A 13,698-nucleotide genomic window follows, 5' to 3' on the forward strand; every position below is an offset into this window, starting at 1 on the left:
GCTGTCGTGCGCGGGAGCCCCGCTCCGGCGTCACAGACCCGCCTGGTCGGCGATGCCCAGCATCGCGGTCACCGGCAGTACGGGATTACCGGCGGCCGCTGCCGCGACCGCGGGGTCTGAGGACGCGAGCAGCTCGACCACCCGCCCAGGACCAAGGGCGGGATTGGCGGCAGCCCGGCGCCGCACGGTGGCATCGCCGTCGGCCAGGAGAGCATCGAGCGTCTCGGCCGGCAGGCCGGGATGGGCGGCCGCCACGGCCCGGTCGGCAGGATCCGCGGAGCGGGTCAGGCGAACCGCGGCGTCGCCGGGGAAGTTCTTGTGGGCGAGCAGGTCCCATCGGCTGTAACCGGCCCACTCATCGGCGGTACGGGCCAGCAGCCGGGCGGGGGCGTTCGGCTGACGCTCGCAGACGAAGAGGCGTACCGCGAAGCTCTCGTCCTCCGCGAGGACCTGGACCGCCTCGTCCGGCAGATCCGGACGCATGGCGAGTGTCTTGCGCAGAATCTGGTGACGGCTTCCGGCCAGTGCCACCAGATCGTCCCGCGACAGGTCGTCGGAGAGCAGCCAGTCGACGACCGCGCTGCTCCGGTCGTCGTACTCGACGGGTATGGACTCGCGCAGAGCCGGTTCGAGTCCGCGGCGCACGGCGATCGCCGCTCGTACGCCGTTGTCCGGATCGTTCGCCAGCTCCGCGACGAGCTCGGGTGGCAGCGTCGCGTTGCCCGCAACCGCCGCACGCAACTGTGCGCCGGCGAGGAATCTCGCGGTCAACTCCGGCGTCAGTGAGGTGACTTTCGCGATGCGGCACAACAGGTCCGTGTCAGGGTCCTCGCCGTCGGCGGCTGCGGCGTCGATGCCGGCGAGCAAGGCATGCGCCGTCTCGGCCGGAAGTGGGCCGTCGAGTCGACCCAGAAGGAGCTGCTGACCGAATGAACCGGTGAAATCGAGCAGTTGGGTGATCCTGCCGACCGGCACGGAGGGCCATTCGGTGGCGGCGATGCCTGCCGTTCGCCCGTCCGGGTCGTCGAGCAGCATGATCCGGAGATCGTCCGGGAGCTGCCGGTTGAAGGCCAGGGCGCGCCGGACCATGGGCTCAGGATCACGGGCGAGGAGTTCGTACAGGTCGTGCGGGAGCGGCGCCGGGTACTTGATCCCGTGCAGGCCGACCGTGGTGAAGAACTCGGCCCCCTCCGCCAGTCGCATGCGCACCTTCGGGTCGGCGTCGCGGGCGAGGACGTCCTGCACCGAGCGCGGAATGCCCGGGTTCGCCGCGAGATCCGAACGCAGGTGCGCCTCGGGGACGGTGGCGAGGATCACCGCGGCCTCAGGTGAGAGGTCACGGCGTTGCACCAGCACCCCCCGAGCGCCCTCGGCCGCCACGAGTCGAACGATGACGGCCGGTGGTGCGGAGGGGTTACCGGCGAGTCCTGGCAGCAGTTGTCCGAGTCGCTGTCGAGTCAGGACGGGAAGGCCGGCAGACGTGGACACCGGCTCATGATGGCAGGCGATCCCTGATCCGGGGGCCGGTGACTTGGTCGCGGGGCAGAGGCGTGTGCCTGTTCCTGCTCGTCCGGCTTCGGACGAGACGATCCCGGCGCTTCTCCTGTGGCCGGCCCGTGACTACCGGGCTCGTGCGTTGGCCAGACCGACGCCTGCGGCGACGGTGCAGGCTGCCGCCAGGCCGGCCAGGGGGACCGCCCAGTGCCCGGCGAAGCCGGCTGCGAGCACCAGGAGGGCGCCGATCGGCAGCACCAGCTGTTGAGCTCTGCCCTGCTTGAAGTGGCGTGCGTGCAGCAGCCACACAGTGATCATGAAAAGAGCGGTGGGCACGGTGACGGCGAGGGAGGCCGCGAGCGTGGAGATGTGGGCGTGGTGAGTGGCCTGCTCGACGGCGACCTCCAGGCCGGCGCCGATCGCCGCGGCGGAACCCAGGATCAGGTAGTGGCCGTACCCCCATACGAACGCCTGCCGGTTGGAGGTGAGGTACTGGTGGATCGGCACCGCGAAGTAGATCCAGAAGGCGGCGAAGACGAGGACGAGCCCTCCCGCCGCGATCGGGAGCAGCATGTCCAGGGCCGCTGATTCGTCCAGGGCCGTTCGCACGGCCACGGTCGCCGCCGCGATGGTCTCGCCGAGCATGATGATCGTGAACAGGCCGTAGCGTTCGGCGATGTGGGCCGGATGCCAGGGAGTTCGGTGGCGGTGCTCGGCGAAGGCGGGCACCGCGAGTTCGGCAGCGACCAGCAGGACGAACCCCCAGGTCCAGGCATCGTCGGGCAGCAGCAGAAGCACGACCCAGGCGACCTGCACCACCACCAGCCCCGCCGCGTAGCGCAGGGCGGCGGTTCTCGCCGCTCCGGTCTCGCCGTGCGCCGCCCGCAGCCACTGAAGGGTGAGCGCCACCCGCATGATCAGGTATCCGGTGATCGCCACGGCGTACTGGGACTCGTCGAACGCGCGCGGAATTCCGGCCGCCAGGACCAGGACGCCCGACATCTGCACCAGAGTGGCCAGGCGGTAGGGGACGTCGTCGCAGTCGTAGGCGGAGGCGAACCAGGTGAAGTTCACCCACGCCCACCAGATGGCGAAGAACACGAACAGGTAGCCGGTGGTGCCCTGCGCGGGGTGCCCCTCCGCCAAGGCGTGGACGAGGCGCGCACCGGCCTGGGCCACCGCGACGACGAAGCACAGGTCGAACAGCAGTTCCAGCGGAGTGGCGGCCCGGTGCGGCTCATGGCGGTCACGCGCCGTCATACGGGTCAGGGCACTGACGGCTCGTCCGTGCCCTGCGCCCAGGGGGTTCTCGTCCGTCATCAGCCTGACGCCTTTCGCCGGCACCGCACCCGGTGGCTCGGTGCCACGATGCCCCAGGCGAGGCGGACCCGCAGGTGCAGCATCGTCCGGGTGCACGTCTACGTCCCCAAGCGGTAGGCGTGGACGGATCAGCCCGGGAAGTCGTCCGTGAGCAGGGTGACGTCGAAGGGCGCGGGCAGCGGCAGCGGCTTCCCGAACGGCACGGCTTCGCTGTGCTTGTACGTGCCGTCCTCGTTCGGCTCGGTGAACAGCGTGGCCATCGCACCGCGGGTGTCGAACCGGTCGATCAGCAGATACATCGGGACTCCGCCGCGCGCGTAGGCGCGGTACTTCTTCGTCCTGTCCTCGCGGGCGTTTCCCTTGGAGGTGATCTCCACGATCAGCAACGCCTCCGAGGCGTCCAGCAGATCGCTCGTCTCCGGGTCGGCGGCCGCGATCAGGTCTATCGGCATCACAAGGAGGTCTGGAACGTACAGCTTGTCGAGCGGGGCGATGTGCACACCGAGCCTCTGGTAGATACCCAGTTCCTCGGGCAGATCCGAATAGAGCGTCCGCTGCACCTGTGCCGCGATTCCGTTGTGGTGCGCATGCGGCGGTGGTGTCATGACGATCCGCAGGTCGTCGATCTCGGCGCGCCACCCCTCGGGGACGTCCAGCACCTGCCAGACACTCAGCAGGTTGTCCCACAGCCGGACATCCGCGCCCCTGTTCCACTCGGCCATTCGCGGGTGCCTCCTCCTGTGGCCGTGCGCGGGGAGCGTAGCCCAACTCACCAGCGGCGATCCTCCGCCCCCGCAAAGCTCCCACGATCGTGTGACGCCCGCAGTAAGCCACCGGCGGCTCCCCCGAGCGACCCCGCCCGGGAACCGGACGCCCGTCGTCCGTCATCCCACCTTCCGAGTGGTGGCGCTTGATCACCGACGACGCCCATGGACCGGAAGGGCAGTACGTATGACGGCCGACCACGGCACCCTCCTGCCGGGCTTGGACCCACACGGACACGGCCGGCACGGGATCGCGGCCACGGCACTCACCGCCCTGCGCCACGCGGGCCCTCGCCTGTACGGGGTGTCCGCTCGCGTCACCGCTTCGGCCGCAATCGGCGGCCTGCTGGTCACCGCCGTGGGCTTCCTGGCCGCCTGGCCCACGTTCACCGAGATACGCCGGGGTGCGATACAGGCCCACCTGGACGAGGACTCCTACGCGCCCGACGGAAGCCGTGTCCACACCCTGTGGGTCATCCTGCTCGTCTGCCTTCCGGTGCTGATCGCGCTGCTGCACGCGGGATGCGCCGCCGTACAGACGGCCTGCGCCCGTGCGACGGCGGAACAGGGAGGCAACTCAGCACACGGGCGGTCCCGCTTCCGTCCGGTGCTGGGTACGTACGCACTCCGCGGGGCACTCGTGTGGACCCCGCTCGTGGTCGGCGTCCTGGTGCAGGAGTACTTCACCACCACCGCGTTCAGGGAGTACACCGCGATCGTCCCCAAGTGGGAGTACCCCCACCTCTTCCCTCTGCTGCGATACGGTCCGCCCCTGCTGGGCCTGGCTCTGACGCTGCTGCTCCGGTTCGGCTGGGCCCTGGCCCCCACCGTCGCCGCTACGGAAGTGCTCGGCCCCTGGGCCGCGCTGCGCCGCTCCTGGACGCTGACGTGGAGCCGGGCCACCGCCTGGCTCCGGGCCCTGGCCGTCACCCTGCCCCTGGGCGGGCTGACCGTCGGCCTGTACGTCCTGCTGTGGTCCGCCGCCCAGCCGGTCCGCGCCGGTACGGCATCGCTCTTCCTTGAGTGGGGCCCGGACAACACCTACGCCGCCTACGTCGCCGGGGTCCTTGCCCCGATCGCCGTCGCCCTGCTGCTCACCGGCGCCCTGGTGCTGCCGCCGGCCCACACCGCGCTGGCGGCGCTTCACCAGCGGTTCACCCGGGCCGAGCGGCCGCCGGGTGCGGGCACGGCGGTCAGGAGGGCAGCCGCCCCTCGCGGTTGATCTCCGTCACCCGCGCCCGGAGCACCAACCCGGGTGGGGCCGGTCTGACGAAGTCCGGCGGGCAGTCCCACTCGGCTCCCCCGCCCGGCGGGCGCAGCTGTACGTACGGGCCGACCCGGCCCATCACCCGGCCGACCCGCCCGTCACGCGCGTCGACCGCGTACGTCCCGGGCTCCGGCGTACACGGCTCCAGACCCTCAACTGTCATGGCCGACCGCTTCTTCCAGCGCCACGCTCAGCAGCAGCGCCGTCTCCAGCGAGCAGCGGCCAAGGTCGACGAGCGGAGCCGGTTCGTCTCCCGCGCAGGACGCCAGGTCGATCCGGAGCGACGGCAGTTTCACGCCGACACCCGCGAGCCCGCTCCGCAAGCGCACCACCGCGTCCTCCGCAGCCCGGACCTTGCCCGCTGCGTCCCTGCGCCGTTCCGTAGCCGTCATCATGATCTTCCCCATTTCCACGCTGAGTAGTGGCTATGCCTACTCAGCGTGTCCAATTCGCGGCTACCGTGGAAGAGGCGCAGTTCCAACACCCGCAGATGTGGCACAGGGGGCCGTCTTGCCCGGACCGAAGAAGCTCGATCCCTCCTCCTCACCCCGCGCCCTGCTCGGCGCGGAACTACGGCACCGCAGGGAGGCGGCGGGCCTGTCCCAGGAGGACCTGGGAGCACCCTTGTTCGTGAGCGGATCGTTCATCGGCCAGCTGGAGGCCGGCACCCGGCGGATGCAGGCGGACCAGGCCCAGAGACTGGACGAGGCGCTGTGCTCGGAAGGGTTCTTCGTACGGAACTGCGCGGCCCTCAAGCAGTCCAAGTACCCGGACCACTTCGCGGAGGCGGCGGAGGCGGAACGCCAGGCGACCACCATCAAGGAGTACGCGCCACTGCTGATCCCGGGGCTGCTCCAGACGGAGGGCTACGCACGAGCCGTGTTCCGGGCGTACCAGCCGACGGCCACGGAGGACGTGATCGACGAGCTGGTGGCGGCGAGGCTGGAACGGGCTCAGTTGCTCGCCGATCCAACGACGCCGTTGTTGTGGGTCGTCCTGGACGAGGCGGTGCTAAGCAGACGCGTCGGCGGTGCAGCCGTGATGACAGAAGCTCTGCGCCACGTGGCCGAGCTGGGGCATCAACACCGGATCATCGTGCAGGTGATGCCGTTCTCAGCCGGGGCACACGCGGCTCTGGACGGTGGGATGAAGTTGATGTCCTTCCCCGACGCTCCCCCACTGGCATACGTGGATGGCCTTGGTATGGGACGCCTTCAAGACGATCCATCAGCTGTTGCCCGCTACCACCTCACATACGATCTCTTGGTGGCTGGCGCTCTCTCGCCGGAATCATCGCTAGCTCTGATCCGGTCCGTGGCGGAGGATGGATTTCATGAAGATCAGCATCTCTGATGACGACCTCTCGACGGCGTCCTGGCACAAGTCCTCGTACAGCGGCGGCAGCGGCGGTGACTGCCTCGAAGTAGCCACCTGGCGCAAGTCGTCCTACAGCGGTGGGGACGGAGGCAACTGCCTCGAAGTAGCCGACGGTCTCCCCGACGTCGTCCCCGTCCGGGACTCCAAGGTGACCGACGGCCCGATGCTCGTGTTCCGTACCGGCGCGTGGGCAGCGTTCGTCGCGGATCTCAAGCGCGGCTGACCGTCAGCCGAGAAGCGTCTCCAGGATCAACTTCTCGAAGGTGCCGTAGGCAAGCAACGAGAAGGGAATCGCGGTCAGGAGGGTGAGCACGCGTTCCTTGTGGGAGCGCCCCATGAGCAACGCCACGGCGATCAGCGCGGCGAGGCACGCCCACGCCTGTGGGGCGTAGTGCAGCCCCCAGGCGTAATGGACGCCCTCCATACCGAAGACCCCGCCGAGCGCCGCGAGGCCGATGACCCGGTGGCGCGGGTTGTCGCCGCGCCACCAGGAGCCGGCCACCGCGAACAAGGGGCCGGCGACGAACGCCATGCAGAGCCAGACCATGGGCGCGAACAGCGAGCCCATGCCGTCGCGCCCGAGCTCGGCGTAACCGTAGTAACCGATGACGAGCCCCGACTCGGCGCACAGACCGGCGACGGCGACGGCGCGCGGTCCCACTCGCCGGGCGAGCACCGCTCCCGCGAGGAACCCGGCGACCGACCAGACGGCACCGGAGTTGGCGATCTGGTTCCAGGCACCGGGAAGCCAACCCTGGGCGAGGTTGGTCAGGATGCCGAGGAGCAGACCGCCCGCGAACGCCGACGCGATCGCACCAGCCCAGAGTCTGCCGCTCGTGACGGCGGGCGCCGAGGTGTCGGCCGTGAGGGCGCTCATGACGCTGCTGTCACCGTTCGCTCGGGACGTACGAGGCGGACGCCCCGGTCTGGCCACAAGGACGCATCGCCGCGTCGACACGTTGCCTACGCCTCGCCCGTGTAAGCCGCCACCACACCTTGACGGCGCTGCGAGACTTGCGGCATGGACCAGGGGCGTGAGTCGCGGTGGGAGAAGGACGCGATGACGGTGGAGATCGTCTTCGCCCTGGTCACCGCCGCCGCACTGGCCCTCGCGGTCTTCGCTCCCGCGTGGGCGTTCACACACGTCTTCCGGGTCAGCGGCCCCGTGCGACACGGGGTGCTGACGGGAGGCGCCGTGCTCGGGGCGGCGGCAGGACTCTGGCGCCTCGTCCGCGTGCTGCTCCGGTTCGACGCCCAGCGCCGCCAGGGGCACTGAGGCGGGCCAGCCCGCGGCGGCGCGAGCAGCAGGACCGTCCCGGGGCTCGGGATGAACATCCCGAGACCGAATCCGCCGTATTCCGGTAGGCCCGCTGGACAGGAGCACCACCCTGTCTTCGCCGCTGAATGGCGCGTAGCGTGTCGCGGCATGACACTGCCGGAGCTGCCTCAGAACAGGGCCCTGCTTGACCTGCTGCGGCAGCAGGGGGTTCGGCAAGAGCGTGGTGCCTACGCCTACGAAGGGTGGGAACTGCATGCCCACCCCGATCTGGTCGAGAGACTGGACGACCTTGCTCCTCCGTGGCCTGTCCTAGCGATGTTCGGGGTGCCGGTGCTCGCAGCCAAAGGCATCGCCGCGGTCGTTGCGTGGGGCACGGGCATCCTGCTGGTGCGCCTTCCCGGAGCACCGGCCGAGCCCCTGGAGCTCGCGGAACCATGCCCGCCGCTGACAGATCCCGGCCAAGGTTGGTACTCGGTCTGCCCTTGGCAGAGTGAGCTTCACTCGGCGGAGTCCAAGGCCCAGCTGTCGCTGTTGATCCGGCATGCGCTCTCTCACGCGGCGACCCTGTCGGAGGACGACGACAGCATCGACGGGCAGGGGCGTCCGGTGCAGGCTCCCGACGCGCGCAAGGGGAAGGCCGCGGGCAGACGACCCAGCAGGGAACAGGGCGGACGCGGGCGACGGCGCTAGTGCCGCACGAGTCGTGAGTAACGGGTCACCCTGGTGAGATCTTTGATCCAGATTACCGAGGCACCGAAGGCGGAGTCCGGCGAGGTAGCTCTCGGGGCCCTGCCGACCGTCGCCCGGGATCACAGGAAGGCGCCGCCGGAGACCTCGATGCGCTGGGCTGTGACCCAGCGCATCCCCTCGGAGGCCAGGGTGGCGATGGCGTCGCCGATCTCCTCAGGTTCGCCGACCCGGCCGAGCGCGGTCTGTCCGGCCAGAGCCTGGCGCATTCCGGCGTCGTCCCGCATCGCCCCGCCGTTGAAGTCGGTGGCGGTCGGCCCCGGAGCGATGGAGTTGACCCGGATGCCGCGAGGTCCGAGTTCTGCGGCGAGGGTACGGCTGAGAGCCTCGACGGCGGCCTTCGACGCGGAGTAGACCGAGGTGGCGGGGCTGGTGTGGCGAGTCAGTGACGTCGATACGTTGATGACCTGGCCGCCTTGGGCCAGCAGCGGCACGAGCGCCTGGATGAGGAAGAACGTACCCCGGACGTTGGTGCCCATCACCGTGTCGAAGTCGTCGGCCGTGACCGCCTCCAGCGGCCCGAAGACACCCACCCCCGCGTTGTTGACCAGGACGTCGAACCGCGACGCACCCCAGCGCTCCAGTTGCGCCCGCATTTCGGAGGTGAACGGCGCGAACGAGGAGACGTCGCCGATGTCGAGTCGGAGAGCGGCGGCCGTCCCGCCCACGGCCTGCACCTGCTCGACCGTTTCCGCGACCCCTGACGCGTCACCACGGTGGGTGACCACGACCCGGACCCCGCGTCTGGCCAGAGCTATGGCCGCACTGCGCCCGAGGCCGCGATTCGCACCGGTCACCAGAGCGATCTTGTCGTTCGTCATGAGCTTTCCTCCACCGTGCGACAACCAGGGCGCACCCAGGCGTCACGGACAAGAGCCGAGTCACTCGACTCGCCTTACGAATCAACCGTAGGCAGACCTAAAGAGGCGAGTCAAGTGACTCGCCTCGGGTCTGGGGCATACTGCTCGCATGGCAGCAGAACTCTCCGCGCACCACCGCAGACTCGCTCAGCAGAAGCGCGAGGCGATCACCTCCGCGGCCACGGAACTGTTCCTGGAGCGTGGCTACGACGGCACCTCCCTGGCGCGGATCGCCGATGCGGCCGGGGTCTCGAAGTCCACCCTGTTCAAGCAGTTCCCCACCAAGGCGGCTCTCTTCGAGGCCATCGTCGCCGAGTCCTGGCAGCGGGACGCCGACGACGCTGTGGCGCAGCCACCGGCCGGAGATCTGCGCTCCGGGCTGACGATGATCGGTCACCGCTATGCCGGCCTGGTCGGCCGACCAGGGATGGCAGCCCTGTTCCGGATCGTCATCGCCGAGCTGCCTCGCTTCCCCGAGCTGGGACGGATGCAGTTCCAGCTCGGCAAGCTGCCCTACTTCGCCTCGGTTCAGCGCTACCTGGAATCCGAGCACGAGGTCGGGAACGCTGACGTCCCGGATGCGGAGAGCGCCGCGAACCAGTTCCTCGGCATGATCGCCAACTACGTCCTGTGGCCCCGCATGCTGCTGAGCGACTGGAACCCCGCAGCCTCCGACGTCGACTACGCCGTCGAAGAGGCCGTCCGGACCATGCTCGCCAGGTACTCCCGCCCCGGCTCAGAGGCCTGATCCGAAGACCCTCGAGTGATCAACGCGTCCGAATCCAGGGAGCTTTCGGAGGTACGAGACGCAATCGCGGCCCACCTCCTCCCAGCAGGCGTACAGGGCGCGGCCACCGGAGTCGAGGAAGGTCAGCCGTATGTGGTTGCGGCGGGCGGTGCGGCGTGGTGGTCGAGACCGGGAGGTCGACCGGGGAAATCGCCGAGAGGGCTGCGGGATGCGTTGCCGTGGCCCCCGATGCCCCTTCAGTGATGGAGTTCCCTGAAGGAAGTGAGTGGCTCGTCAGGGAAACGCTCTACGAATCAGTCACCATCTGCCGCAGAGATGCCGTCACCGAAACCGGCGAGTGGCGACCCGTCTGGCAAGCGATGGAAGCACTCTCAGAGCAGCACGGTGACGACAATGTGCGCCTCGTTGTGTGGTTCGACGACTGAGCGGACCAGCGCCACACCGCTTGACGGTCCGCACGGAGCATCTCGTGGAACAGACGGAGGTCGCGGCGATGCGGAGTTCGGCACGGGCCGAGCCCCGAGGCGCCGGAGTCCACGTTGCGGCCTGGACTACGGCAAGCTTCGCCCCACCCCCTCACGCCCCCGCGGTCCGCGTCCCCAACACCGGCAGCAAGCGGAGCTTGTCGTCGTCCTCGGATCCCGGGGTGGCCGTGTAGACCAGCAGGGCCTGGCCCTCCTCCGGGTAGAGCAACCGGGCGCCCGGGCCGGTGAACCACTCCGAGAGCAGGCCGCGTTCGGGGCGGTTCGCTGTGCCAGGTTTGCGGGTATGGATTGGCAGTCCGACAGCCCGGAACTCTGGGCGTACCTGGAGTCCCTGCACTGTGGCGACATTCTGTCCGGCACGGTCGCGGCCATCGAGCGGTTCGGGGTCTTCGTGGCGCTGGACGACGGGCCCGATCATCCAACCCTGCCCGGTGTCGGGTTCCTCGGTATCCCCGAACTGTCCTGGCGGCGCTTCGACGATCCCACCGATGTCGTTCAGGTAGGGCAGCGTGTTGCCTGCGAGTTCCTCGGCTCCGACACCTACAACGCTGAGGCCAGGCTGTCTTTGAAGGCCATGGAGCCCGACCCTCTCCAGGCTTTCGCCGACCGCACAGTGGGTGGTCAGGAACTCCTCGGGCGGGTTGAGAGGGTGGTTCCCATCGGCGTCTTCATCGACCTCGGGGATGGGATCTCGGGGTTGGTTCCCTTCAAGCAGATCGACGGGCGCCCTGCTGCGAGCCCGGCAAACAACTTCGAGACCGGGGATGAGATTGCCGTCGTCGTTCGGGAAGTAGATCTGCAGGCCCGCCGGGTGCTTCTCTCCACCCCGGAGAGCGGCCAGCGCACAGGGCGGGTGCTGCCGACGTGACGGCCGGCGTTCATCCAGCTCCGGGTGTGATCGCCGGGGAAGCAGCCCTGGGCCGTCTTCGGATCTTGCATCATGGCCGTCATGAACACAGAAGCTTGTGATCCGGCCGAGTTGGCCACCCTCCGCGAACTCTTCGCTCCTCGTCCCGAGGCGGCGCCGCCGGCCGGCTGGGAGGCGGTGCTGTCCTTCGAAACGGAGCACGGCATCGTGCTGCCGGAGCCGTACCGCACGTTCGTTGCGGAGGTCTGCGACGGCCTGCGGGCCGGGCCGCCCTACTACGGCCTGCTGCCCTTCGCGCAAACGCCCTCGGACTGGGGCGCCGACCGCCCCGAGCGCCTTCTCGCCAAGCCGTTTCCACTCACGGCGACGTGGATGTGGGAGTACGACGAGGAGGACCAGGAGGGACTGTCGGAGCAGGAACTCGAGGCGCGGACGGACGCCGCGTACGACCACGGGTCCCTGTTGCTGGGCACCGACGGCTGCGGCATGTACTGGCACCTGGTCGTCACCGGCCCGCAGCGCGGTCACATCTGGCTGATTGACGAGAACGGCGCGATGCCCTTCGGTACCTCGTCGAACGCCTCCCCCATGCCGGGTACCCCTGGCTTCACCGGATGGGTGACCCACTGGTCCCAGGGCCGCTCATGGTTCGCCGACGCTCCGGGAGACGAGCCGGAAGAAACGGTCTAGCCCCGAGGAACAGAAGCCCGAATTACGGCCGCGACTCCAGCACGCTTCGCCCCCGCCCCCTCACGTCCCCGCGGCCCGCGTCCCCAGCACCGGCAGCATGCGGAGCTTGTCGTCGTCCTCGGAGCCCGGAATGGCCGTGTAGACCAGCAGGGCCTGGTACTGCTCCGGGTCGAGCAGCACCTGGCACTGGAGGTTCAGGACGCCGAGCTCCGGGTGGCGGATGCGCTTGGGGTCGACGCGTGGCACACCGATCTCGTGGGTGCTCCAGAGCTCTGCGAACTCCTCGCTACGGTCCTGGAGCAGGCCCGCCAGCTCCTCCGCCCGGCCTCCCGCACCCTGCCGGGAGTAGGAGGCGCGCAGCTCGGCGGTGAAGAAACGGCTGTGCAGCGGGTGGTCCTCCTCGGGATAGAGCAACCGGGCGTCCGGATCGGTGAACCACCGGTAGATCAGGCTGCGTTCGGGACCCGTGTACTGCGTCTGGTCGCCGAGGAGGGCGGTGGCTACCGGAGTCTGCATCAGCGTCTCCGCCACATCGCTGATGACCTGTGCCGGGGTGTCGTTCAGCCTGCCGAGGATCCGCATGAGGCCGGGGGTGATGTGATCCGAGCGCAGGGCGCCGGGCCGGGAGGGGGTGTTGTGCCCGGCGATGCGGAAGAGATGGTCGCGTTCGGCGAGGGTGAGGTGCAGGCCGCGCGCGATGGCGGCGAGCATCGGCTCCGAGGGCTGCGGGCCCCTCTGCTGTTCCAGCCGGCTGTAGTAGTCGGTGGACATGCCGCTGAGCATGGCCGCCTCCTCCCGGCGCAGGCCACGGGTACGGCGGCGCGGTCCGCGCGGCAGGCCCACGTCCTCAGGTTGCAGGGCCTCCCGGCGGGTGCGCAGGAAGTCCGCGAGCTGTGCTCGGTCCACGGTTCCGCTCTCCCTCACAGATGTACGTACACGTCAGAGCATCATTCCGCCGGACGCCTCGATGCGCTGCCCGGTGACCCAGCTGGTGCCCTCCGCGAGGAGTGCGGCTGCGGCAGCACCGATGTCGTCCGGCTCCCCGGGGCGGCCCATGGCGGTGACGCTGCTCAGCATGGTGCGCATCTCCTCGTTGTCGCGGACACCGCCGCCGCCGAAGTCGGTGCCGGTGGCGCCCGGGGCGATCGCGTTGACCGCGATCCCGCGCGGGCCGAGCTCCTTGGCGAGGTAGCGGGTGAGGATCTCCACCGCGCCCTTGGCCGCCGCGTACGCCGAGGTGGGCGCGGCGATGAAGCGGGTCAGGCCGGTGGAGACGTTGAGGATCCTGCCGCCGTCCACGATCAGCGGCAGCAGCGCCTGGGTGAGGAAGTAGACGCCCTTGACGTGGACGTTCATCAGCCCGTCGAACTGCTCCTCGGTGGTCTCGGCGAACGGTGCGTGGACCCCGTGTCCCGCATTGTTGACCAGCGCGTCGAGGTCCTCCCGGCCCCAGTTCTCCTTGAGCGCGGTACGCAGCTCCGCCACGAAGGCGGGGAACGTCGAGGTGTCCCCGGTGTCCAGGCGCAGCGCGACCGCCGTACGCCCCAGTTTGCGCACCTCCTCGACGACGGCCTGCGCCTCCTCGGGGTGCGAACGGTAGGTGAGGACGATGTCCGTGCCGGCCTCCGCGAGGTGGAGCACGGTGCTGCGGCCGAGCCCTCGGTTGGCGCCGGTGACAAGTGCGATGCGGGTCATGTCGTACTCCCTGGCTGTCGTGGTGGCCCGGCGGAACCCTGGTGGTCCCGCGTGGCCTCACCTACGACGGTGCCCCAGGCCGGAAGGCGGATGAAGGCAGCACT

General features: G+C 69.5%; 19 protein-coding genes. 9 read left to right on the plus strand and 10 right to left on the minus strand.

The genetic code is table 11. The features are described 5' to 3' along the window. Window positions 1-30: 30 nt before the first annotated feature. The 3 genes from ACGFNN_RS14910 to ACGFNN_RS14920 all read right to left on the minus strand — a co-directional run bounded on the left by ACGFNN_RS14910 (window position 31) and on the right by ACGFNN_RS14920 (window position 3,536). Window positions 31-1,488, minus strand: coding sequence for a hypothetical protein (locus tag ACGFNN_RS14910; protein ID WP_393555892.1), 1,458 nt, complete (start codon window positions 1,486-1,488; stop codon window positions 31-33). 132 nt (window positions 1,489-1,620) lie between these two features. Beyond that, a complete protein-coding gene (locus ACGFNN_RS14915; protein ID WP_393555893.1) occupies window positions 1,621-2,814 on the minus strand; it encodes a low temperature requirement protein A in 1,194 nt (397 codons plus the stop codon). Window positions 2,815-2,942: 128 nt separating this feature from the next. Continuing rightward, complete coding sequence (locus tag ACGFNN_RS14920; RefSeq protein ID WP_393555895.1) at window positions 2,943-3,536, minus strand: Uma2 family endonuclease; 594 nt, start codon at window positions 3,534-3,536, stop codon at window positions 2,943-2,945. 229 nt (window positions 3,537-3,765) lie between these two features. Between ACGFNN_RS14920 and ACGFNN_RS14925 the strand changes: the two genes are divergently transcribed. Beyond that, on the plus strand, window positions 3,766-4,800 hold the full coding sequence (locus tag ACGFNN_RS14925) for a hypothetical protein (RefSeq protein ID WP_393555897.1): 1,035 nt from the start codon (window positions 3,766-3,768) through the stop codon (window positions 4,798-4,800). Here ACGFNN_RS14925 and ACGFNN_RS14930 read toward each other — a convergent pair. Next, window positions 4,772-5,008, minus strand: a complete 237-nt coding sequence (locus tag ACGFNN_RS14930; RefSeq protein ID WP_393555899.1) for a hypothetical protein — start codon at window positions 5,006-5,008, stop codon at window positions 4,772-4,774. The genes ACGFNN_RS14925 and ACGFNN_RS14930 overlap by 29 nt on opposite strands. Continuing rightward, complete coding sequence (locus ACGFNN_RS14935; protein ID WP_393555900.1) at window positions 4,998-5,252, minus strand: hypothetical protein; 255 nt, start codon at window positions 5,250-5,252, stop codon at window positions 4,998-5,000. The genes ACGFNN_RS14930 and ACGFNN_RS14935 overlap by 11 nt, the downstream gene beginning before the upstream one ends. Window positions 5,253-5,355: 103 nt before the next feature. Here ACGFNN_RS14935 and ACGFNN_RS14940 point away from each other — a divergent pair, with 103 nt between their 5' ends. Continuing rightward, a complete protein-coding gene (locus tag ACGFNN_RS14940) occupies window positions 5,356-6,198 on the plus strand; it encodes a helix-turn-helix domain-containing protein (protein ID WP_393555902.1) in 843 nt (280 codons plus the stop codon). Next, window positions 6,179-6,445: a DUF397 domain-containing protein gene (locus ACGFNN_RS14945; RefSeq protein WP_393555904.1), complete on the plus strand. Its 267-nt coding sequence runs from the start codon at window positions 6,179-6,181 to the stop codon at window positions 6,443-6,445. Before ACGFNN_RS14940 ends, ACGFNN_RS14945 begins: the two co-directional genes overlap by 20 nt. Window positions 6,446-6,448: 3 nt before the next feature. Here the strand turns inward: ACGFNN_RS14945 and ACGFNN_RS14950 are convergent, their stop codons facing one another. After that, window positions 6,449-7,099: a DUF6518 family protein gene (locus ACGFNN_RS14950; protein WP_393555906.1), complete on the minus strand. Its 651-nt coding sequence runs from the start codon at window positions 7,097-7,099 to the stop codon at window positions 6,449-6,451. A 144-nt stretch (window positions 7,100-7,243) separates the two neighbouring features. Between ACGFNN_RS14950 and ACGFNN_RS14955 the strand changes: the two genes are divergently transcribed. After that, on the plus strand, window positions 7,244-7,498 hold the full coding sequence (locus ACGFNN_RS14955; protein ID WP_393555908.1) for a DUF6332 family protein: 255 nt from the start codon (window positions 7,244-7,246) through the stop codon (window positions 7,496-7,498). A gap of 150 nt (window positions 7,499-7,648) precedes the next feature. Beyond that, the gene (locus ACGFNN_RS14960) at window positions 7,649-8,191 is read left to right on the plus strand and encodes a hypothetical protein (protein ID WP_393555910.1); all 543 of its coding nucleotides are present in this window, start codon (window positions 7,649-7,651) and stop codon (window positions 8,189-8,191) included. Between the two features lie 119 nt (window positions 8,192-8,310). Here ACGFNN_RS14960 and ACGFNN_RS14965 read toward each other — a convergent pair whose 3' ends face one another. Beyond that, window positions 8,311-9,069, minus strand: a complete 759-nt coding sequence (locus tag ACGFNN_RS14965) for an SDR family NAD(P)-dependent oxidoreductase (RefSeq protein WP_393555912.1) — start codon at window positions 9,067-9,069, stop codon at window positions 8,311-8,313. 148 nt (window positions 9,070-9,217) lie between these two features. Between ACGFNN_RS14965 and ACGFNN_RS14970 the strand changes: the two genes are divergently transcribed. Then, window positions 9,218-9,856 carry a TetR/AcrR family transcriptional regulator gene (locus ACGFNN_RS14970; protein WP_393555914.1) on the plus strand — a complete coding sequence of 213 codons (639 nt, stop codon included), beginning with the start codon at window positions 9,218-9,220 and terminating at the stop codon, window positions 9,854-9,856. Here the strand turns inward: ACGFNN_RS14970 and ACGFNN_RS14975 are convergent. Beyond that, on the minus strand, window positions 9,845-10,096 hold the full coding sequence (locus ACGFNN_RS14975; RefSeq protein ID WP_393556248.1) for a hypothetical protein: 252 nt from the start codon (window positions 10,094-10,096) through the stop codon (window positions 9,845-9,847). The two genes, ACGFNN_RS14970 and ACGFNN_RS14975, sit on opposite strands and share 12 nt — an antisense overlap. Here ACGFNN_RS14975 and ACGFNN_RS14980 point away from each other — a divergent pair. The 3 genes from ACGFNN_RS14980 (at window position 10,012) to ACGFNN_RS14990 (ending at window position 11,899) form a co-directional block, all read left to right on the plus strand. After that, complete coding sequence (locus ACGFNN_RS14980; protein ID WP_393555916.1) at window positions 10,012-10,281, plus strand: hypothetical protein; 270 nt, start codon at window positions 10,012-10,014, stop codon at window positions 10,279-10,281. The genes ACGFNN_RS14975 and ACGFNN_RS14980 overlap by 85 nt on opposite strands. Before the next feature lie 343 nt (window positions 10,282-10,624). After that, window positions 10,625-11,209 carry a S1 RNA-binding domain-containing protein gene (locus tag ACGFNN_RS14985; RefSeq protein ID WP_393555917.1) on the plus strand — a complete coding sequence of 195 codons (585 nt, stop codon included), beginning with the start codon at window positions 10,625-10,627 and terminating at the stop codon, window positions 11,207-11,209. A gap of 81 nt (window positions 11,210-11,290) precedes the next feature. Further along, window positions 11,291-11,899: an SMI1/KNR4 family protein gene (locus ACGFNN_RS14990; RefSeq protein WP_393555919.1), complete on the plus strand. Its 609-nt coding sequence runs from the start codon at window positions 11,291-11,293 to the stop codon at window positions 11,897-11,899. Window positions 11,900-11,959: 60 nt separating this feature from the next. On the opposite strand, the gene ACGFNN_RS14995 is transcribed toward ACGFNN_RS14990, so the two are convergent. Continuing rightward, on the minus strand, window positions 11,960-12,805 hold the full coding sequence (locus ACGFNN_RS14995) for a helix-turn-helix transcriptional regulator (protein ID WP_393555921.1): 846 nt from the start codon (window positions 12,803-12,805) through the stop codon (window positions 11,960-11,962). A 33-nt stretch (window positions 12,806-12,838) separates the two neighbouring features. After that, complete coding sequence (locus tag ACGFNN_RS15000) at window positions 12,839-13,594, minus strand: SDR family NAD(P)-dependent oxidoreductase (protein WP_393555923.1); 756 nt, start codon at window positions 13,592-13,594, stop codon at window positions 12,839-12,841. Window positions 13,595-13,698: the final 104 nt, after the last annotated feature.

The organism is Streptomyces sp. NPDC048590 (assembly GCF_043199535.1).
In the GTDB taxonomy this organism is placed as follows: Bacteria; Actinomycetota; Actinomycetes; order Streptomycetales; family Streptomycetaceae; genus Streptomyces.